The organism is [Clostridium] colinum, assembly GCF_940677205.1.
GTDB lineage: Bacteria > Bacillota > Clostridia > Lachnospirales > CAG-274 > Tyzzerella > Tyzzerella colina.
The window spans coordinates 1,444,187-1,465,898 of sequence record NZ_OW712331.1 but is presented as its reverse complement, the minus strand read 5'-3'; the positions used below and the strand labels follow the sequence as shown (position 1 = coordinate 1,465,898).

The 21,712-nt window shown below is 25.9% G+C and carries 18 protein-coding genes; all 18 read left to right on the top strand.

Going from position 1 to position 21,712, the window contains the following annotated elements:
- Nucleotides 1-52 precede the first annotated feature (52 nt).
- The 18 genes from NBW53_RS07225 to ltrA all read left to right on the top strand — a co-directional run bounded on the left by NBW53_RS07225 (nt 53) and on the right by ltrA (nt 21,711).
- Nucleotides 53-6,085 (top strand): DUF4314 domain-containing protein, encoded by a 6,033-nt coding sequence (locus NBW53_RS07225; protein ID WP_250277603.1) that lies wholly within the window; start codon nt 53-55, stop codon nt 6,083-6,085.
- 12 nt (nt 6,086-6,097) lie between these two features.
- The gene (locus NBW53_RS07220; RefSeq protein ID WP_250277602.1) at nt 6,098-6,304 is read left to right on the top strand and encodes a hypothetical protein; all 207 of its coding nucleotides are present in this window, start codon (nt 6,098-6,100) and stop codon (nt 6,302-6,304) included.
- Nucleotides 6,305-6,440: 136 nt separating this feature from the next.
- On the top strand, nt 6,441-7,400 hold the full coding sequence (locus NBW53_RS07215) for a ParB/RepB/Spo0J family partition protein (RefSeq protein ID WP_250277601.1): 960 nt from the start codon (nt 6,441-6,443) through the stop codon (nt 7,398-7,400).
- A gap of 6 nt (nt 7,401-7,406) precedes the next feature.
- Entirely contained in the window at nt 7,407-9,302 is a 1,896-nt protein-coding gene (locus NBW53_RS07210) for a DUF3991 and TOPRIM domain-containing protein (protein WP_250277600.1), read from the top strand.
- A gap of 313 nt (nt 9,303-9,615) precedes the next feature.
- Nucleotides 9,616-10,560: a hypothetical protein gene (locus tag NBW53_RS07205; RefSeq protein ID WP_250277599.1), complete on the top strand. Its 945-nt coding sequence runs from the start codon at nt 9,616-9,618 to the stop codon at nt 10,558-10,560.
- Between the two features lie 54 nt (nt 10,561-10,614).
- On the top strand, nt 10,615-11,013 hold the full coding sequence (locus NBW53_RS07200) for a hypothetical protein (RefSeq protein ID WP_250277598.1): 399 nt from the start codon (nt 10,615-10,617) through the stop codon (nt 11,011-11,013).
- Between the two features lie 14 nt (nt 11,014-11,027).
- Nucleotides 11,028-12,296: a MobP3 family relaxase gene (mobP3, locus tag NBW53_RS07195; protein WP_250277597.1), complete on the top strand. Its 1,269-nt coding sequence runs from the start codon at nt 11,028-11,030 to the stop codon at nt 12,294-12,296.
- Nucleotides 12,297-12,304: 8 nt separating this feature from the next.
- Nucleotides 12,305-13,690, top strand: a complete 1,386-nt coding sequence (locus NBW53_RS07190; RefSeq protein WP_250277596.1) for a hypothetical protein — start codon at nt 12,305-12,307, stop codon at nt 13,688-13,690.
- 77 nt (nt 13,691-13,767) lie between these two features.
- Nucleotides 13,768-13,920: a DUF6906 family protein gene (locus tag NBW53_RS07185; RefSeq protein ID WP_250277595.1), complete on the top strand. Its 153-nt coding sequence runs from the start codon at nt 13,768-13,770 to the stop codon at nt 13,918-13,920.
- 16 nt (nt 13,921-13,936) lie between these two features.
- A complete protein-coding gene (locus tag NBW53_RS07180; protein WP_250277594.1) occupies nt 13,937-14,299 on the top strand; it encodes a single-stranded DNA-binding protein in 363 nt (120 codons plus the stop codon).
- The gene (locus tag NBW53_RS07175) at nt 14,283-16,145 is read left to right on the top strand and encodes a VirD4-like conjugal transfer protein, CD1115 family (RefSeq protein ID WP_250277593.1); all 1,863 of its coding nucleotides are present in this window, start codon (nt 14,283-14,285) and stop codon (nt 16,143-16,145) included. The genes NBW53_RS07180 and NBW53_RS07175 overlap by 17 nt, the downstream gene beginning before the upstream one ends.
- A 37-nt stretch (nt 16,146-16,182) precedes the next feature.
- Nucleotides 16,183-16,551 (top strand): hypothetical protein, encoded by a 369-nt coding sequence (locus NBW53_RS07170; RefSeq protein WP_250277592.1) that lies wholly within the window; start codon nt 16,183-16,185, stop codon nt 16,549-16,551.
- A 12-nt stretch (nt 16,552-16,563) separates the two neighbouring features.
- Nucleotides 16,564-17,433, top strand: a complete 870-nt coding sequence (locus tag NBW53_RS07165) for a conjugal transfer protein TrbL family protein (RefSeq protein ID WP_250277591.1) — start codon at nt 16,564-16,566, stop codon at nt 17,431-17,433.
- Nucleotides 17,434-17,440: 7 nt separating this feature from the next.
- A complete protein-coding gene (locus NBW53_RS07160) occupies nt 17,441-17,653 on the top strand; it encodes a hypothetical protein (protein ID WP_250277590.1) in 213 nt (70 codons plus the stop codon).
- Between the two features lie 4 nt (nt 17,654-17,657).
- Nucleotides 17,658-18,020 (top strand): hypothetical protein, encoded by a 363-nt coding sequence (locus tag NBW53_RS07155; RefSeq protein WP_250277589.1) that lies wholly within the window; start codon nt 17,658-17,660, stop codon nt 18,018-18,020.
- Nucleotides 17,992-18,597: a hypothetical protein gene (locus NBW53_RS07150; protein ID WP_250277588.1), complete on the top strand. Its 606-nt coding sequence runs from the start codon at nt 17,992-17,994 to the stop codon at nt 18,595-18,597. Before NBW53_RS07155 ends, NBW53_RS07150 begins: the two co-directional genes overlap by 29 nt.
- A gap of 36 nt (nt 18,598-18,633) precedes the next feature.
- Entirely contained in the window at nt 18,634-19,494 is an 861-nt protein-coding gene (locus NBW53_RS07145) for an ATP-binding protein (protein ID WP_250277587.1), read from the top strand.
- 552 nt (nt 19,495-20,046) lie between these two features.
- Nucleotides 20,047-21,711 (top strand): group II intron reverse transcriptase/maturase, encoded by a 1,665-nt coding sequence (gene ltrA, locus NBW53_RS07140; protein WP_250277586.1) that lies wholly within the window; start codon nt 20,047-20,049, stop codon nt 21,709-21,711.
- The last annotated feature ends 1 nt before the right edge of the window (nt 21,712 follow it).

Here is a 21,712-nt window from a genome sequence, read left to right as displayed (position 1 = left end):
TTATGTTATTATATTAGTATGAAATAATATATCAAAAGAAAGGTTGATATAAATGTCTAAATATGAAGATATAAAAGTTAGTTTTGGTAAAAAAGTAAAAGAGATGCTATCAAATAAAGAAGAACTTATAAAGTTTATAAAGTTCTATTCCAAGTTTTATAAATATAATTTTGTAGATGCATTATGTATATATGTACAAAATGAAAATGCAACAGCAGTAGCAGATTATAAAACTTGGCAAAGGATAAAGTATCAAGTAAAAAAGGGAGAAAAAGGTATAGGACTTTTTGATGATGGGACTTTTAGCAAGTTAAGATATGTTTTTGATGTATCTTCTACATACCAACAAAAAATAAAGCTATGGGAATATGTAGAAGAAAGACATAAAAATATAGTAGATTTAGATTTTAGTAAAGATAAATTTTATGAAAAATATGTATTTAATAATATAGGAGATGAAGATTTAAAAGATTTAATATACTATATGAATAGAATTGCTAAAAATACAAGACTTGGTATACAAAAAGATAGTGATAAGTTGGAAATTTTAGCTACTAAAATTTTACATAAAGTAAAAATACAAGATATAGATATATTTTTTGATAAATTATGTGCAACTATAAAATTTGATTTACTAGAAATAGAAAGTAATATAAAAGATTATGAAAGAAACTTGTTAAATATTAGTAATTCTAATACAAAAACTGAAAAGGAGCAGGAAAAAACTGTTCCTTTTTCTGTTGTAGAAAATAAATCTAACGAAAAACTAAAAGATGAAGAAATAAGCCTATTTAATAATAATTATTATAATGAAATTAAATCACAGGAAAAGGCAGAAAACAAAAATACTATTGAAAAACAAACAGAACAACAACAAACAAGTTACAACATAGGAGATACAATAATTCTTGAAGAAATGGTAGGAGAAAACCTTCCTAACGGCTTAAAAGGAGTTATAAAAAGTGTAGATGATATAGGGCAAATACATATTGCTTGGGAAAATGGTAGCTCTTTGGCAATAGACCCTAAAATAGATAAGTTTGAGATAATTCAAAAAGAAAAAATAGAAGAAATTTCTAATGATGAAATTATGCTAAAATATATAAACTCATATATAGGAAAAGAAATAGAGTTTGAAAAACAAATTTATACTATCTATTCCGTAAACAATCTTTTAAAGCGAGTTAATTTAACACTTGATGTTAATTTACCTGTGTTTAAAGATGAGAGTGTAGAAACAATTTATCATATTTTAAAAAATCAAGAAGAAATAAATAAATCTTCTTCTTTTTTGTTTTCAAACTTTAATATACACAACAAAAAAACACCATATCCAACTACAACAAATGAAAAAATACAAGCTAACATAGATGCAATAAAAACATTACGTTTAATAGAAAGTGAAAAACGAGTAGCGAGAGCAGAAGAAAAAGAAATATTAGCTAATTATGTTGGTTTTGGTGGTTTGCCTCAAGTTTTTGAAAATATTGATAACATAAAAAGTCCATTTATTAAAGAAAAAGCTATTGAAATTAAAGAACTTTTAACAGATAAAGAGTATGAAATGGCAAGAGCATCAACTCTTAATGCACATTATACATCAAAAGAGATTATTGATTGTATTTATGATGCAATTAAAAATTTTGGATATGATAGTAACATAAAAATACTTGAGCCATCTTGTGGGATAGGTAATTTTATAGGAAATTTACCTGAAAACTTAAAAAATAGTAACATTACAGGTGTTGAATTAGATAGCATAACAGGTAGAATAGCAAAACAATTATATCCAAATGCAAAAATAAAAATAAATGGCTTTGAAAAAGAATACTTTAATAAAAATAGTTTTGATTTAGTTGTTGATAATGTTCCTTTTGGAGATTATAGTATTTATGATAAAGAATACAATAAAAATAATTATTTAATACACGATTATTTTATAAATAAAAGTATAGAACTTACTAAACCAAATGGAATAGTGGCAGTAATAACAAGTAAAGGAACACTTGATAAAAAGGACGATAGTTTTAGGCGAGAAATTTCAAAAAAAGCAGAACTTATAGGTGCTATAAGACTACCTAATACTGCTTTTAAAAAGTTAGCAGGAACAGAAGTTACATCGGATATTTTGTTTTTCCAAAAGTTAGAAAAAGAGAGACAAGAAATACCAGATTGGGTAAATACAACAGAAGTAAAGTTTGAAAATAGAATAAACAACTATTTTACAAATCACCCTGAAATGATTTTAGGAGAACTTAATTATAAAACAAACAGGTACGGTAGATACGATTTAACAGTAGATGCTACAAATGAAAATATATCAGAAGATTTAAAACAAGCAATAGAAAATTTACCTAAAAACATTGTAAATAATCAGTTGTTGATTACAAATGATGATATTATTAATGAAGATAATGGACAAAGTGATAAAGACATAGACTATTTACTTAATCAACCTAATTATAGAATTTATAGATACGCTTATTATAACGATAAAATATTTTACAAATATTCAAACAATCATATTGAACAAGTTAATGTAAAAAACAAAGATAGAGTTATTGGTATGATAAAAATTAGAGATTTAGCAAAAGAAATAATAGATGTACAGTTAGATGTATATTCTTCTGATGAATTATTTAACAAAAAGCTAAAAGAATTTAATCGTATATATGATGAGTTTGTAGCAAAATATGGTTATATAAATAGTAGAATAAATATATCGGCTTTTAAGGAAGATGACGACATACATTTTTTAACTTCATTAGAAAAATCTGTTGATGGAAAATATGAAAAAACAAAATTTTTCTTTCAAAAGACTATTGCTCCAAATATTGAAATAGAAAGTGTAGACAATGCAAAAGATGCACTTGTATTATCACTTAATAAGTATGGGGATATAGATTTTGAGTATATGCAAAAGTTATATGATAAGCAGATTAATGAAATAATAGACGAGCTTATACAAGTGGATTTTATATACTTAAACCCTTTAAATTATAGCAAAGAAGATATTACAAAAGGTTGGGAAGTAAAATCTATTTACTTAAATGGTAATGTTAAAAATAAGTTAAAAATAGTAGAAGAGCTAGAAGAAGAAAGTCCATATTTTCAAAGAAATATTGAAAAGCTAAAAGAAGTTATACCTAAAGATGTAGATTTTTCTGATATAAAAATAGATATAGGTTCAGACTTATATAAACCTGAAGATATGAAAGCTTTTGCTAAAAAAATATTAAATTTATATTCAGAGCCTGATATTAGATATAATGAAAAAACTTCTGAATGGAAAATATATAATAAAACAGTACATAACTATTTAGCCACACAAGAATATGGTACAAATCGTATAGGGGCGTTATATATATTTGAAAAAATACTTAATAATACAGAAGTTGTTGTTAAAGATGAAGTTGAAGATAGTGAGGGCAGAAAAAGGTATGTTCAAAACAAAGAAGAAACTATAAAAGCAACAGAGAAAAAAATGCTTATAGAACGAGAATTTGAAGAGTTTATTCATCAAAATAAAGAAATTAGAGATAGAATAATGAAAGAATACAATGAAAGATTTAATAATTCTATAAACGCAAACTTTGATTTAGAGCTTACTTTACCTAACTTGTCGCCTGATATAAAACTTCGCCCACACCAAAAAAGAGCAGTAGCAAGGAGCATTTTTAACCCTAATAACTTACTACTTGACCATCAGGTAGGGGCAGGCAAAACTTTTATAATGATAGTGTCGGCAATGGAAAACAAAAGACTAGGAAGAGCAAACAAGCCACTTTTAGTAGTACCAAATAACATAATGGGACAGTTTAAAAATGATTTTTATCTTTTGTATCCAAATGCTAACATTTTGTATGCAGATGAAAAAAGTTTTGAAACCAAAAATAGAAAAAGATTTTTATCTAAAATTGCACAAAATGAGTATGACGCAGTAATTATGGGGCAGTCGCAATTTGATTTACTTAAAATATCTAAAGATAGAATAATTGAAAACTTAGAAAATGAAATTAAAAATATAATTAATGAGATGAGTGAACTTGATAAAAATGAAGATAGGCTTACTATAAAAATGCTTGAAAGAACTAGAAAATCATTAGAAAGAAGTCTCATAAAATTGATACATAGTAAAGAAGAAACAATACTTGATTTTGAACAACTAGGTATTGATGCTTTATATATAGATGAGGCACATTTGTATAAAAATTTATATTTTATAACAAAACTTAGAAATATAGCAGGTATAAATCAAACGGCATCAAAAAAGGCTTTAAATTTAAAAATGAAAATAGACTATATAGAAGAAATAGGTGGCAAAGTAACATTTGCAACAGGTACACCTATATCAAATACAATGGCAGAGATGTACACAATGCAAAGATATTTAATGCAGGATACATTAAGAGAACAAGGCATTTATAACTTTGATAGTTGGCAAAAAATATTTGCAAGTACAGAAACAAAGTTAGAAATATCTCCTGCAGGAAATGGGTTTCAATTAAAAACAAGGTTTTCAAACTTTAGAAATATACCTGAACTTATGAACTTATATAATAAAGTGGCAGATGTAGTTACAACAGAAATGATAAATTTACCTGTTCCAAAACATATAAAAGAAGTATTAGAAGCAGAAGCAAGTGAAGAATTGGAAAAAGAGATGAAAAGCTTTGGAGAAAGAGCAGAATTTTGTAAAAATGGTAAAGACCCTAGAGAAGATAATCTGTTAAAAATTGTAAATGAAGGTAGATATGCAGGGCTTGATATAAGACATATTGATGAAAATAATCCTGATTATGAAGATAGCAAAGTAAATCTTGTTGTTGATAAAGTTTATGAAATATATAATCAAACAATGGAAAATAAATCTACACAAGTTATATTTTCCGATTTATCTACACCTAAAGAGAATGAATTTAATGTGTACGATGATATAAAAAATAAGCTAATAGAAAAAGGAATAAAAGAAGATGAAATAGCTTTTGTACATAGTGCTAAAACTTCAAAACAAAGGGAAGATATGTTTGAAAAAGTACGAATAGGCGATATAAGAGTTATTTTAGGTAGCACTGCAAAAATGGGAGCAGGTACAAACTTTCAAAATAAGCTAGTAGCTCTTTATCATTTGGATACACCTTGGCGACCGTCAGACCTTGAGCAACGAGAAGGTAGGATATTAAGACAAGGCAATGAAAATGAAGAAGTAAAAATATTTAAGTGTATTACAAAAGGTAGTTTTGATGCTTATAGTTGGCAGATTTTAGAGCAAAAACAAAGGTTTATAACACAGGCAAAAGTTGGCGCTATAACAGGGCGAGAAGTTAAAGATATAGATGATATAACTCTTGATTATGCAGAAATTAAAGCACTAGCAACAGGTAATCCCAAAATTAAAAGAAAAATGGAAATAGATACAGAGATAGAAAAACTTAGAGTTTTAGAAAAAGCCTATAGGAAAAAGCAATATTCAAGCGAAAACTTTTTAAATGAGATTTATCCAAAAGAACTTGAAAGGCTTAACAACAGAATAGAAAAGTTAAAGCTAGATGATGAATATATAAAAACTTTAGGAGATTTATCTAGTGATGAAAATTTTGAAATAACTATAAAAGGCAATAAATATACAGATAAGGAAAAAGCAGGTGCATTTTTAATACAAGTAACTAATGCGTCGGGCTTTGGAGATTTAATCGGCGAGTATAAAGGTTTTAAAATTTATAGTGCTAGAGTACAGGTACTTGCAGATATAAAATTAAAACATAATGCTAGCCACAGATTAACTTTAAATAATGGTTATAAAAAAGCAAATATAGATTTACTTGACGAGTGTATTTTATCAATAGATAAAAGGATAGAAATAGCAGACAAAAACATAAAAGAGTTACAAGAACAAAAAGAACAAGTAGAAAAATTTCATAACACACCATTTGAACACAAAGAAACTTTAGAAAGTTTGTTAAAAGAAAAGATAGAAATTGAACGAGAGTTTGATGAACAAAGCAAAGGTGTTGTTTATGATGAAGATGAGCTTGAGCAGACAGGAAAAATAGAAGTTGTTGAAGAGTATGAGATGGAAATGTAAAAAGGAGATTTTATGAAAATAAATTTAGTAATAAGTTTATCAAGTAGTATAGATATTGAACTGAAAGATAATGAAATATCTAAAATGAAGAAAAAAGGTATCGACCTTGATAACTTTAAAGAAATTGAAGAATGGGTACAGGATAATATCCAAATATCTAAAGAATATATGGATATAGAAAATTTTAATATTGATTTAGTACATTATGAAATAAACTAATAATTTATTACCAAAAAAGGTAATCATACATAATCATAGTTAGTAAGAGATAGTAAGAGACAATCATACATAGTCAGAGTTTGTCAGAGATAATCAGAGATAATCATACATAGTCAGAGTTAAAGGAGTGTTATTTATGAACATAAAACAAGTAAAAGAAGAACTATTTAAAGATATACATAAAAATAATGATTTAAATACTGAAATTAAAGAAGAAAGTAAAATACTTACCAACACACAACAAATAGATATAAATAAAATCAAAAGTTTTGAAGAAAATCCTTTTAATTTATGTAGTAAAGAAGATTTAGAAGAACTAGCAGAAAGTATAAAAGATGAAGGGCTACTAAACCCAATAATCTTATGGAAAAAAGATGATGATTATATTATTTTAAGTGGACATAATAGAGTAGAAGCTTTAAAAATGCTAGGGTATGAAACTTTGCAAAGTAATATGTATGTGTTAAAACAAGATATAAGCCTTGATGATGCAAGGCTTATTTTAGTTGATACAAATTTAGTGCAAAGGAAGAATTTATTACCTAGTGAAAGGGCAAAGGCTTATAAAATATGGAAACAAGTATTAGAACAAAAACAAGCTAAAAGAAGTGAAAATTTTGTGTTTGAAAATGCCGTCAACACAGGAGAAATAGCCGAACAGAAAGATTTGTATCACGATGTTACAAACGAAAATAGAATGACAATATTTAGGTATTTAAGGCTAAACTATCTTATTAAAAATTTACTTAATAAAGTAGATGAAAAAGAATTAAGTTTAGTTATGGCAGTTGAATTATCTTATCTTAAAGAAAATGTACAAAACATAGTTTTTGATTATTTCTTTATACAAAATAAATCTTCTTTAAGTATGGATATTTGTAAAAAGATTAGAGAAAAAGCTACAAAAGTTGAAATAACAAAAGAAACTTTAGATTTAATAATCGAAAGTGTAGAGAAGAAAAAGACACCACGAACTTTTAAATTAAATTTTAAAGATATAAGAGAAATAAGTAGTAGAACTTTTACAACAGATAAAGAAGCTAAAGAATATGTGCTAGAGTGTGTAAAATTTTATGAAGAAAATAAAAAGGAGTGATAGTTTATGGCAGGATTTACTCAAGAAGAATATGAAAAGGCAAGCCAAGTAGAGCTACTAGACTATCTAATTTCTAATGGGTATAAATTAAAAAAGGTTGGTACTAATGAATATACACTTGAAGAACACGATAGTATGAGAATCAACCCATTAAAAAATACTTTCTTTTGGAATAGTAGAAATGTAGGTGGATCTACTATACAGTTTTTACAATACTATGAAGGAAAGACACTTGTCGAGACAATAAAGACTTTAAATGGAAAAAGTATAACAAGCTATATTAATTCTAGCAATAAAGGTAAAGTATCTAAAGAAGTATTAAAAGAAGAAAAAGGAGATTTAATTTTACCTGAAAAAAATGAAGATAATAAAAGAGCTATTGCATATTTAACTCAAACTAGAAAAATAGATATTGAAATAGTAAATAGTTTAATAAAAAGTGGTAATATATATGAAAGTAAAGATAAACATAACATCGTATTTTTAGGTATGGATAAAGATAATGTACCTAAATATGCAATGAAAAGAAGCACACTAACTAATAGTAATTATAAAGGTGATTGTAAAAATAGTGATAAAGAATTTGGATTTAGAATAAATGGAAAATCAAATAGTGATAGAGTTTATGTATTTGAAGGGGTTATTGATTTACTTACTCACGCAAGTATATCAAAACATTTAGGAGGCAATTGGAGAGATGCTAATAGAGTATCTTTAGGTTGTTTATCTTTTAAATCTATGGATAATTTTTTACAAGATAATAAAAATATAAAAGAGATTGTATTGTTTTTAGATAATGATAAGTCAGGTATAAGAGATAGAAATAAGCTATATAGACATTATGGTAATGATTATAAGATAGAAATAGTTAATGTGAAAAATAAAGACTTAAATCAAACTTGGCAAGATTATTTAAAAGATAAAGAAGTAGATAAAAATATTAAATTTAATAACTATATAAAATATGTAGATGACAAACCATTTTTAGTACCTAAAGTATTAGAAAATCAAGATAATATACGAAATTATACAATTAATATGATGATAGATAATAATAATATGAAATTTCTATTTAGAAATGATAGATTGGTAGAAACACAGGATAATAAAGCAATTTTATTAATAAAAAATGAGAAAGATGAAAATATAGGAGGTTATGAATGGGATATTTATAATAAAGAATATAGTAATTTAACTTTATTAGATAAAAGTGTAGAAAAACCTTTAATTTTTAAAGCGTTAGATAATAAAAGTGATTCAGTCTTTTTATATAATGATATAGTAAGCCCCTTATATATGATGAAAAAAGTTAATACAGGTTATACAAACCATATAGAAAATTTAGATAATATTGATTGTATTATAAATGATAATAAAAATTTAGAAAGTATATTTTTATGTGTAGACCCTAATACAGAATTTTATAAACAAGCTAAAGACAAAAATAGCTTAATTTATAAGCAATTAAAAAATAAAGAAGAAAATTATAACATAAAAATAGGAGTTGAAGAATGGAATAAAGATAATTATAAAGAGTTTTTAAAAGATGATTATATAAAAAGTTCTTTTATAACTAAAGAAAAAGGAGATAATGAAGAATTATATTCTTTTTTATTGAGAAAAACTAATATACCAAAACAAAAGTTAGTACAAATGTTTAAATATAACCATATTTATCAAGATGTTGATAGAAATATGGTTTTTTTAGTTAAAAATGAAGATGGTAAAAATATAGGAGGATATTCATTAGATATTTATAATAAAAGTCCACAATTAAAAAGATTAGAAAATACATATATACCTAAAGAACAAGAAGATAAAATAATAAATTTTGCTACCTATATATATAAAAATATAAATAGTAGTTTAGAAATAGAACAAGTAGAAGAAATGGAGATATAATATGAGTAGATAATTTAAAGCATATGGAGATTATAATATAATAAAATGTTAAAATAATTAATTAATATGCTAAAGACTTTTTTAGAGATTTAAATTATGTTTTTTCTTTTTTTGTATTAGGGGGTTAGGGGTTTACCCCATCTAAGACACCTTTTAGGTGGTAAGGCAGGATAAGGCGTTTTACCAAACGCCTAAAAACAGCTTGAACACTAGTGTTCAACGGTTAAACATTAAGTATATGTGTAAAATTTTTGTTAAACCATAAAATATTGACTTTAAATATTTAATTTTGTAAAATTAGGAGGTAAATAAAATGTTTTTAAAAATAATATTAGTAATTTTAGGAGTTATGGTTATGGCAAAATTTTTTAATTGGATAGCAGGTGTTTTAATTTCACATAATACTTTAAATGAGGGACATAAAGAAATAAAAAATTTGCTAAGTGAAGATGGAAATCTTAGAAAAGAAAATAAAGAAATAAAAGATTTACTAAGTGAAAATGGAAATCTTGCAAAAGGACATAAAGAAATAAAAGATTTACTAAGTGAAAATGGAAATCTTGCAAAAGGACATAAAGAAATAAAAGATTTACTAAGTGAAAATGGAAATCTTGCAAAAGGACATAAAGAAATAAAAGACTTGCTAAATGAAAATGGAAATCTTAGAAAAAATGTAGATGAAATACTTAAAATAACACAAGAAGAAAAATCTATAAGAAAAGAAATTGATAAACAAGATATACCAATAAGTGATTCAATAAATAATATAATTTTGCTTACAGAAAAATATACGAAAAAAGAAATTCAAATAGCGATGCTTGAGCGAGATAATAAAGAGTTAAAAGATAAAATTTTAAAATTAGAGGAAGAAATAAAAGAGTTTAAAAGTAAAAGTATTAATACAAAAGATGTATACTTAGATTTAAGTTTAGAACAAGGAGATAATAATAAATTATATCAAAAACTTTTGAGAAATAGTAATCTAAATAAAAATGAGATTGTAAATATGTTTAAAAATAATGACATATATGCAGATGAAAATGGTAATGCTATATTTCCAATAAAAAATATAACAGGGCAAGTAATAGGAGCATTTGAATTAGATGTTAATTGTAATGATAAAATCAAAAAACCTAAGTTTTGGAAACAAGGAGACTTACATAGAGCAGAACATTTATCAAATATAGTTTTTGAAAGTATAAAAGTTGTAAAAGAAAAATATAAAGAACAAGAAAAAGATTATGAGCAAGAGTTTTAAGGCATTTCTTAAAGAAATGCTTTTTTTATACTCAAAATTAAGGAGTAATTTTATATGAAAGAACAATTAGAGTTTATAGGTATAAAGATACCTAAAAACAAAAAAGAACAATTAGAGAAATATGCTAATAAATATTATAATGGTAACATATCTATGGCAATACGTGAATTTATAAATAAAGGACTTGCTATAAATTCATATAAAGATGAAATAGATTTTTTAAGAGAAATGATAAATGAAGAAATAGAAAATAGTTTAAACCCATATATGAATAGACTTATAGCTATATCTTCAAAAGGAGCTATAATGAGTGCTAGTAGTCATTTTGCTTTAGGTGAAACATTAAATAAGTTAGTTGACCCTATATATAGAAAAACTTTAGAACAAGCGTTAATTGAAAGTAAGAAAAAAGGTTATGCATATATTACTTCTAAAGATGAAAATTTAAAATAAAAGTAAGTGATATTATGAAAAATATAGTATTTAAAATTAAATTTAATCACCCTAATAAAAGCAAAACTCCTAAGTTAAATGTAAATCATTTTGCTTATATATGTAAGCGACCTAGAGCAGTACTTAATAAAGGGCAAGATTTTTGTTGTTTTGGCAAAGTATCGGAATTAGGATACAGTAGTTTTGGGGATATAAACCAGTTTAATTTAATAAAAAATCATATTAAAGAAAAGTCAAAAAATAAAACAACCTTTTATAAATGTGTAATATCATTAACAGAGAAAGATGCACTTAAAAAAGGCTTTGATGATAGAGAAAAATGGGAACAACTTATTAAAAATAATTCAAGTAAGTTAGCCAAACAAATGGGAATAAAAATAGAAAATTTTGAGTATGTTTGTTCTGTACATATGGAAAAAGGACATCCACATATACATTTTATGGCTTGGGACAAAAATCAAGAGATATTAAGAACAAATATATCTAAGAGTAATCTTGCTAAAATAAGAACAGAATTAACAAATTATGTTTTTAAAGATGAACTACAAAATTTTTATAATAGTAAAAACAAAAATAAAGAAGATTTTAAAGCTTTTATAAAAAATATAATAAAAGAAATAGACCCATTTTTTGAAATAAGTGATGAAGAATATAAAAAATATACTGAAGAGTTAAAATCATTAGATAGTGATTTAAATGAAAATAAAATATTTAATATAGACTTATCTAAAAAATATATTAGGGAAATAATGAAAGATATATATTTATTAAGAAAAGACCTACCCAAAACGGGTAGGTTAAATTATGCCTTTATGCCTGAAAATATCAAAAATGAAATAAATGTTATAAGTAAAAAAATATTAGCTAGTGATATAGAAGTAAGAAAAAGTTTTTCTAATTACATACAGTCTATAAAAGATATAACAGAGTTTAGTATTAAAGATGATAAATATATAAGTAAAAGTGTAAAATCTGCAGAAAATGAATTATTAACTTTTACAGGAAATCAAATATTAAATATTTGTAAAAAAATAAATAAAAAAGAATTTAACATTAGAAAGGAGGAGTTTGAAAAGACAAAGAAAGAAATAGAAGAACAACAAAAAAATTTTGAAAGACAAGAAATATTAGGACTAGTAACAAACTTAATTAATTTCATGACCAAAAATGAAAGTAAAAATAAAAATATTAAAAAGCAAAATGTAGATAGTATAGAAGCTAAAAAGGAATTAGCTAAAAAACTAGAAAACAAATCACAAATAGATTGGGAAAATGAAAGGTAGGAAGCTTTATGGAAGAATTGAAAAATGACGTATTAATTGGAAAGTATGAAGATTTTTATAAGAATACTTTAAAAGAAAAAATATTAAATGTATTAAAAGATATAACGCAAAATAAAGATTTAAGTTGGGATAGCACAATATTAAATGATTTTGGTAAGGAAGTAAATGTTAAGGAAGAAATAGATGAGTATGTAGAAGTTATGTCTAATGAGCTAATAAATGATTTAGCTAGCATTGATAATAAAATAAATGAGTGGTTTATTGACTATGAGAAGATAAAATATACAAATGAAAATACAATAGTAAGTGATATAAAAAACTCTAATTGTATATTAAATGATATACATACTACAAAAAAGGAGCTAGAAAAAATAGAAGATAATTTCATTAATGAAATAGATGAAAACACAAACTATAACAATTCACAAAAACAACAATATAAAGATGTAGTAAAATTATTACTAGAAAATATAAAAAACGTATTAAATGAATTGGCAAAACAGATTGAATTAGAAATTGGTATTTTAAAATATAAGTTTGAAAATTTATTAAAGACTGAGGAAAAAGAGAAAGAAAATCTTAATCAACAGTTTAATTTAACAGATAAAGATATATTGGTGCTTGCAAAAAATAATGAAACTCCTATAAGTATACTAAAAGATTTATCAAAAACAGAAGATATTAAAGTATTAAGAATTTTAGCATTAAATAAAAACTTAGATAACCAAACATTTATAAAATTAGCTAAAAATAGTGATTTAAAATTAAAAGAATTGTTATTAGAAAATGAAAATATATCTGTTGAAGCATTAAATATTTTAATAAATGACAAAGATAAGTTTATTAAATTAGAAGCTATAAAGCACAAAAATATGTCTATTGAAAAATTAAATGAAATCTATAATAAAAATATTAAAGATGATGAAATAATAGGATGTATAGCTAAAAATAAAAATGCTCCAAGAGAGCTATTGGAGAAAATATCTAGTAATTTAAAAACAACAGATGAAAATAGAAAACTAGCATTTAAAAATAAAAATCATCCTATAAATAATGTTTTTGAAAAACCTGAACTGTCAAAAGAGAAAAGTAACGAGCTATATCAAAAATTACTTTTAAAAACAGATATAAGAAAAAATAATTTATTAGAAATGTTTAAAAATAAAGAAATGTATGCAGATGAGAAAGGTAATGCAATATTTCCTATAAAAGACAGTGAAGAAAAAATAATTGGTGCTTATAAACTTGATTTTAGTAAAAATGAAAAACCTATATTATTAGAAAATAGCTATGCAAAAAAAGAATATTTGGAAAAGGTAAGTAATTTAGCTAATAAAATATTTGAAAGCCTACAACAAGAAATATTAGAGCAAGTTGAAGAAATGGAAATGTAATAAAACAAAAATAAAAAAGGTGTTCTTTTAGTTAGAGTGCTTTTTTATATCTAAAAATTTTTGAAAGGAGGTGAATTATGAAAAACGGTAGAAAATTAACAGAAAGACAAAGGAAGTTTTTAGAAACTAAAAAACTAAACCCTAAAAACTGGTGGCTTATTAAAAACACATCAACAGAAATGGAAATTTTACACAAAATAAGTGGAAAGTTAAAAATAATAAAGAAATAGGAGGAGCAATTTTAAAATGAATAAAACAATTTTTAGTGGTAGACTTACTGATAATCCAGATATTAAATATTCTCAAAGTGTAGAACCTATTGCTATACTTAATTTTTCTTTAGCAGTGCAAAGAAAATATAAAAAAGAAAATGAACCTGATGTAGATTTTGTTAATTTTGTAGCCTTTGGTAAAATAGCAGAATTTATAAGTAAATATTGTACAAAAGGTAAAAAAATAGCTGTGATAGGTTATTTAAAAAATAGGACTTGGAAAGATGAAAATAACAAAACTAAAACTTTTACTGAATTTATTGTAGAAGAAATTGAATTGTTAGATAAAAAAGAAAATAATGAAAATAAGGAAGTAGACGATGAAAAAGTGGTTTAAAATTTTAGGTTATGCTCTAACACTTAGTATACCATTAGCATTATTAATAACAATGGCATTTAGCAAAGTATTTTTAGGTAAGCTTATTATTATAAACGATATGAATATTTTGCTTTTTTTAAGTTCAACTATTTTAATAACTATATTTGTTGGGTATTGGCTTAGTGAAAGTGATAGAAGATATTTAAAATATGATGAAGTAAATATTGAAATAATGGATGGTATTTTTATACCAAAACCTATAAAAAATAAATTTCAATATGGCTCTAGTTGGTTTTTAGAAAAAGAAGAAATAGAAAAAAAATTTAGCTACAATGTGATAGAAGATAACAAAATGATACGATTATTACTTGCAGATAGAAAAATATCTGAAGAAATTTTTGAAAAATATAAATTTGAAAAAGGTGGTATTTCTCTAGGTTTATGTAAAGAAAACGGCAAAGAAAAAATTTATTATAATGATGATGATACACACTCAATAATACTAGGAGCTACAAGAAGTGGTAAAGGTAGAACTGTACTTTTACAAACAATAGGCATACAAGGATTAGCAGGGGAAAATATGATTTTATCCGACCCTAAAGGAGAATTATTTTGTTATACAAATGAGTTTTTAAAAAATTTAGGTTATGAGGTAATAGCACTTGATTTTGAAGAGCCTGAAAAAAGTAATAGCTATAACTTTTTACAAAATGTAATTGACTATGTGAACGAGGGCGATATGACAAGGGCTATTGATAGTGTAGAAGATATAGTAGATATGTTAGTACAAAAAGGAAGTAATGAGCCTATTTGGGAAAATGGAGAAAAATCTATATTAGCTTTTGCAATACTTCTTATAGTTATAGAAAACAAAGATAAGCCTGAATATCAAAATTTAACAAATGTATATAACTTTTTATCTAAAATGTGTATATCCGATGAAAATGGTAAAATACCACTTAATAAGTACATACAAGAATTACCTGATGACCACCCTGCAAAAATGAAAGCTAGTATATCCCTTGTAGCACCTGAAAAGACTAGAGGTAGCTTTTTTACATCGGCATTATCAACTTTAAGGTTGTTTGCAAGTCCATTTATTTATGAAATGAGCAAGCAAACAGATTTTAATATAAATGATAGCAGTAAAAAAAGAGCTATATTTATTATACTACCTGACCAAAAGCAAACTTATAATTCACTAGCGGGGCTTTTTATAAGTCAGTATTATAACTCGCTTATAAAAAATGCTAAAGCTAATGGTAATAGGTTGGAAAGAAGAGTTAATTTTAATCTTGATGAGTTTGGAAACTATCCTGCTATTAATGGTATGGAAAGTAAAATGACGGTATCGGCAGGGTATGGCATAAGATTTAATTTATTTATACAAAGTTTTGCTCAATTAAAAAGTGTATATGATGAAGATGTAGCAAGAGTCTTAAAAGATAATGCCGAAACCTTAATATATTTACGTAGTAAAGATACAGAAACTTTACGAGAAGTTAGCGAAAGACTTGGTACTTACACTGTTTTAAATGTTACAGAAAGTAACGGTAAAGGTAGTTTTACTTCTAGCACAAGCTATGTAGAAAGACCTCTTCTTAATTACAAGGAGGTAGAAAAAATAAAACGTCCTAATACTCTTGTATTAAAAGATGGGGAAAATATAATATTTTATGCCCCAGATTTATCTAATTGGTTTTTTAATAAAATATTTGGATTAGGAGATAAAGAACACAACAGACAAGTTATATTAGAAAGACAAGAAAAAAGACCTAAAAAATTAAGTAGTGATATAAAAATGAAACTATGGAATAGATTTTATAAAAGTTTAGAAGAAGAAATAGGCGATTATGAAATTTAGTATTTAATATAAATATTTAAAAATAAAGGAGATTATTATGACTAAAAAATTTATTAAAAAAATTAATGATAAAGCGTTAGTTTTATATACTTTAATAATTTCAATAATAATGGTAAAAACAAATATAGCATTTGCAAATGATTTAATAAATAATCCAATAACACAAGGGTTTAAACAAATGTTGCAAGATGCCTTAAATGTTCTAATGTTACTTGCGAATGTTGCGACACCATTTTTTATTGGTTTATATCAGTTTAAAAAGAAAGCAAGCGATGATGAGATGGAAGGTAAGCAGTATGACAAAAGGACAAAAGCAGTTATTTTATGTTATATAGCTATAATGAGTGCAGGTATTATTGTTAAAATTGTTGCACACTATTTTAAAATAGGTGGAACGGCAGTTTAGGAGTGTTAACATATGACAAAGATATTAGAAGCGTTGTTAACTGATTTTTTTAAAGATGCTTTTCCTATTGCAGATGTTTTGTTTGCACAACTTATAAATATAGTATTTTGGGTAGAAAATCATATAAGTGATGGTTCTATTTTTCAAAATACAATATTAGATAATAGTAAAAGTGATATATTTTTTGATAAGCTATTTCAAGTTACTACAGTTTTTGGAATAGCTTTTTTGATATTTAAATTTTTAAAGAAAATATTTGATACATATATAATAGGTAGTGATGGCGACCCATCTATGTCTGTTGAAAATATAGTTATAGGTTTTTGTAAAGGTTTAATAATAATATTTTCATTTAATTTTTTATATGAAATATTTGTAAGTATATCAATAGATTTTATAAATCAAATGTTAGATGCAGTAGGGCTTGTAACTATACCTAGCTTAATGGAAATATTTGAACACTTCTTTTTAGGTGGTGGTATATTTATGTTACTTGGTTTATTGGTATTTTTTATTTGCTATTTATTATTAGTATTTCAATTTATAAAGCGTGGACTTGAAATGTTAATATTAAGATTAGGTATACCTATTGCTTGTATTGGTTTAATAGATAGTGATAATGGTGTATTTGCTCCATACATAAAAATATTTATACAAAATAGTGTGACTGTTGTAATACAGCTTGCGATGATAAAGTTAGGGTTTGGAGTAGTTGCAAATGGTAATATATTTTTTGGCATAGCTTGTATGATAATGGGGATAAAAACACCACAATTTTTACAACAATTTATGGTAGGCTTAGGAAGTAGTGGAGTAAATATGATGACTATAAATCAAACGGCTAGTATGGTTTCAAGGGTTAGTAGGTTTATAAGAAAGTAGGGTTAGTATGGATACAATAAATAGCTTAATAAATGTAATGATAGGCTTAATAACTGTTGGTGTAGTTTTTAAATTAGCTAACCACTTACTAGCTATGATGTTTAACTTAGAAGAAAAGGAAACTTATATTAAAAAAATAAAAAATTGTTTAATAGCTTTTATAGTTTCTGTATCAATTTTTTCTATAAAAGCTATTATAGAATACTATTTTAGGAGATGATTTTTTGAACCAAGAAAAAAATGAAAATAATTTATATATGCCATCAAATTTAGCAACAGAAAATCAAATAGTATCAGGAATAGGTAAGAAAGAAGCAAAATATTTTGTCTATCTATTTTTATTTAATGTTATTGTTGGTGTAACAGTTGGAGTTTTTATAACGGCAAACATAGGTATTTTAGTAGTAGTACCTTTAACTATATTTTCATATTTTTTAGTTGTTAAAAATCCAAATAATAACCACTCAACAATGACACAATTAGTAGGTATATATAAATACTACAAGAAACAAAATTTATATAAATATAAGTATACGGAATGGTGGGAAAAATATTTAGATGAGGAAGAAAAACAAAAAACAAAATAAAAAAACAACTGTTAATCAGTACATAAATGTAGCAGATATAAAAAACAATATGTTATATACAAAAGATAACTATATAATAGGTTTTATTAAGGTTGGGACAGTTTCTATAAGCACAATGAGTAAAACTGATATAAATATACTTATAAAAACTTTAAGCAGTGAATTTGCATCAGTAAAAGACAATCTTAGAATGCTTAAAATATCAAAGCCAGTTGATATAAGTGGACTTGTAAGTTTATATAGAAATATGTACAAAAATTCAAATGATTTAAAACAAAAAGAACTTTTAAGAGAAGCAACATTGTTTTTACACAAATATTCTGTAAATGGTAATGAGCTAGAAAATGAATATTACTTTTTAATTAGAGAAAATTTAAATAACTTTATAGAGCTTGAAAAGAAAATGACAAATATAGCAAGAAAGTTTCAATCAGTAAAAATACAAGCAAATATTTGTAAAACAGAAGAAATAGCAAGAATTTGTAATTTATTTGCTAATTCTTCTTATGGGAATATTGAAACAATGGAGCTTGAAGATAGTTTATCAATAATAAATATGACCTATGATGAAGTGTGATTATATTTGATAATGTACGATAAAAAGTGATTAAGTATGAAAGGAGATATTATGAAAGGTTGTAAAATAAATATAAACGAAAGTTTACTTAATATAATATCGCCAACAATATTAAAATTTAAAGACAAAGGTATTGAAATAGGCGAAAATCTAGCAAAATGTTATGTAATATCAAAATACCCAAGTAGGTTAGAGTATGGTTGGCTTGGTAAAATAAGTAACGTACAAGGGACAATAATGCTTAGTGAATTTATCCCACAAGCTGAGGGTATTTTGGTTTCTGCTTTTAGCAAAGATATTGCAGACAACAAAATAAGAGCAATATCTGAAAGAGATAATTACAGAAGAATACAAGCCGAAAGACGTGTAGAAGATGGACAAAATATCCTAAAGCAAATAGAAGAAAATGGCGAAAGTATTGGAGTTATGGCTAATGTAATTTTAGTTTTAGGTAATAGTGAAGAAACTTTAAGAAAAAATAGTGAAAAGCTAATAAATACAGTTGCAGGTTTAGGTTGTCAAGTAAGACAAGTACCTTTTTATCAAGAAGATGGCTTTTTAACAATAGCCCCCTATGGATATACTACTGAAATAATGAGAGAGCTAGCAGGAAGAGTAACTTTATTATCCACTTATATAGGTGGTTTTTTTAATTCTAGTGAAGGGTTTAGTGATGAACAAGGTTTTTATTTTGCAAAAGATATAAACGGAAAACTTATGATAATGGACTTGTGGAAACGAGGCGGTGATAGAACTAATTCAAACATAGTTGCAGTTGGAGCTCCAGGCAAGGGGAAGTCAACGGCTATCAAAAAAATAATACTTAATGAATATATGTTAGGTACAAAAATTCTTATTGTAGACCCTGAGCGAGAAGTGCGACACGAAGTCGTATAATGAATTGCTTAAAAAAAAGCTACCCTTTCCATTTGGGGTAATCCTACCATAATCTGCGTAAATGGTAACGTTTATGTGGAAAGCTTATGGGACTATATGGGAAATCTGATAGCCTAAATCGGACGTACTGTTAGGATAAGAATACTATGGAGAACGTAAAGTGAACTATTGTAAAAGTCGTTACAGGGAATAAGTGAAATAAGGCTGATACACTTACACCAAAAGGTGCAGAAGTAGGTTATAGAAATTTTCTCAGTTCTATAACAAATGGACAAATACTTCTCGGCTTAAAGATAGCTCCTAAGGTATTCACGTTTTAATTTGCTAAATAATTAAAACAATATTTATTATACGGAACGTGGTAAGCCCTATGCGTTCCTTGAAAAAGGTATCGACTTTGTAAAAAGAAGAAATGACGTAGAGGGTAGAGGAATTGGAGAAAAAGCGAATGGCATACTGTAATGGTGTGTATAGGGGTTCAAAATTTGCCCTAACTTGAAAGAGTGCAGACTTCTCCTGAGGTATTTCATAGCAAGAAATGGAGGTAAACTTATGAATGATAATAATTCAACGACAGTTAAAACTGAGAGATTATCAAACAGTAAACAGCTTGAATTACAATGGAAGAAAATAGATTGGAATAAAGCTGAAACCTATGTTAATAGGCTACAAGTCAGGATTGCTAAGGCAACTCAAGAAAAGAAATGGAATAAAGTTAAAAGACTTCAATATTTACTTACACACTCATTTTACGCTAAAGCATTAGCAGTAAGAAGAGTAACAACAAATAAAGGTAAAAATACATCAGGTATTGATAAAGAATTATGGACAACAATGGCTTCAAAAATGAAAGCCGTTTTATCACTTACAGACAAAAACTATAAAGCTAAACCTTTAAGACGTGTTTATATAGAGAAAAAGGGGAAGAAAGCTAAACGCCCTCTAGGGATACCTTGTATGTATGATAGAGCAATGCAAGCATTATACGCACTAGCACTAGAGCCAGTAGCAGAAACAACAGCAGATACAAAATCTTTTGGTTTTCGTAAAGGCAGAAGTTGTCAAGATGCTTGTGAATACATATTTACAGCACTATCTAGGAAATTTAGTCCAACTTGGGTGCTAGAAGGTGATATAAAAGGTTGTTTTGATAACATAAGTCATCAATGGCTTATAGATAACATACCTATGGACAAATCTATACTAAAGCAGTTTTTAAAGGCAGGATTTGTATTTAAAGATAAACTATTTGCAACAGATGAAGGAACTCCACAAGGTGGGGTAATATCACCGATACTTGCAAATATGGCACTAGACGGTATACAAAAAGCATTAGTAGAAAATTTTGACACTAACTCTAAAGGTAAAATTGATGCTAGATTACACAATAAAAATCAAGTAAATCTTGTAAGATATGCAGATGATTTTATAGTAACAGCTAGAACAGAAGAAATTGCACTTAAAGCAAAAGAAGTTATAAAAGATTTTCTAAAAACTAGAGGACTAGAATTATCAGAAGAAAAAACTTTAATTACAAATATAAAAGAAGGGTTTGATATGTTAGGGTGGACTTTCCGTAAATTTAAAGGAAAACTAATTGTTAAACCTTCAAATAAGGCAGTTAAAAGTTTTGTAGAAAAACTGTCTGAAACAATACTAGGTAATGGAAAAGCATTAACACAAGATGTTTTAATTGAAAAATTAAACAGTCAAATAAGGGGATTTGCTAATTATCATCAGTCTGTGTGTGCAAGTGAAACATTTACACATATAGATTATGTACTATATCAACTTTTATGGAGATGGGCAAAACGCCGTCATCACAATAAAGGTAAATGGTGGATTTCAACTAACTATTGGCACACAAGGGGTAATAGAACTTGGGTATTTTCTACTGAAGATAAAGAACTAATTAGAGTAGACCATATACCAATAGTAAGGCATATAAAAGTAAGAATGAACGCAAATCCATACTTTGATAAACAATACTTTATTGATAGAAAGTTTGAACAAGGTAAAAGAAGATTATCAGGAAAATTTAAACGAGTATGGGAAAATCAAAAAGGTTGTTGTTATCATTGTAAATTACCTATGGAATTAAATGAAGATAGAGAAATATTTTTTAAAAACAAAGATGAAAATGTTAAATATGAAGTAACTAATATGGCATATGTTCATAAACATTGTCAAAAAACTTATCTTGAGTGTCGCTCATAAA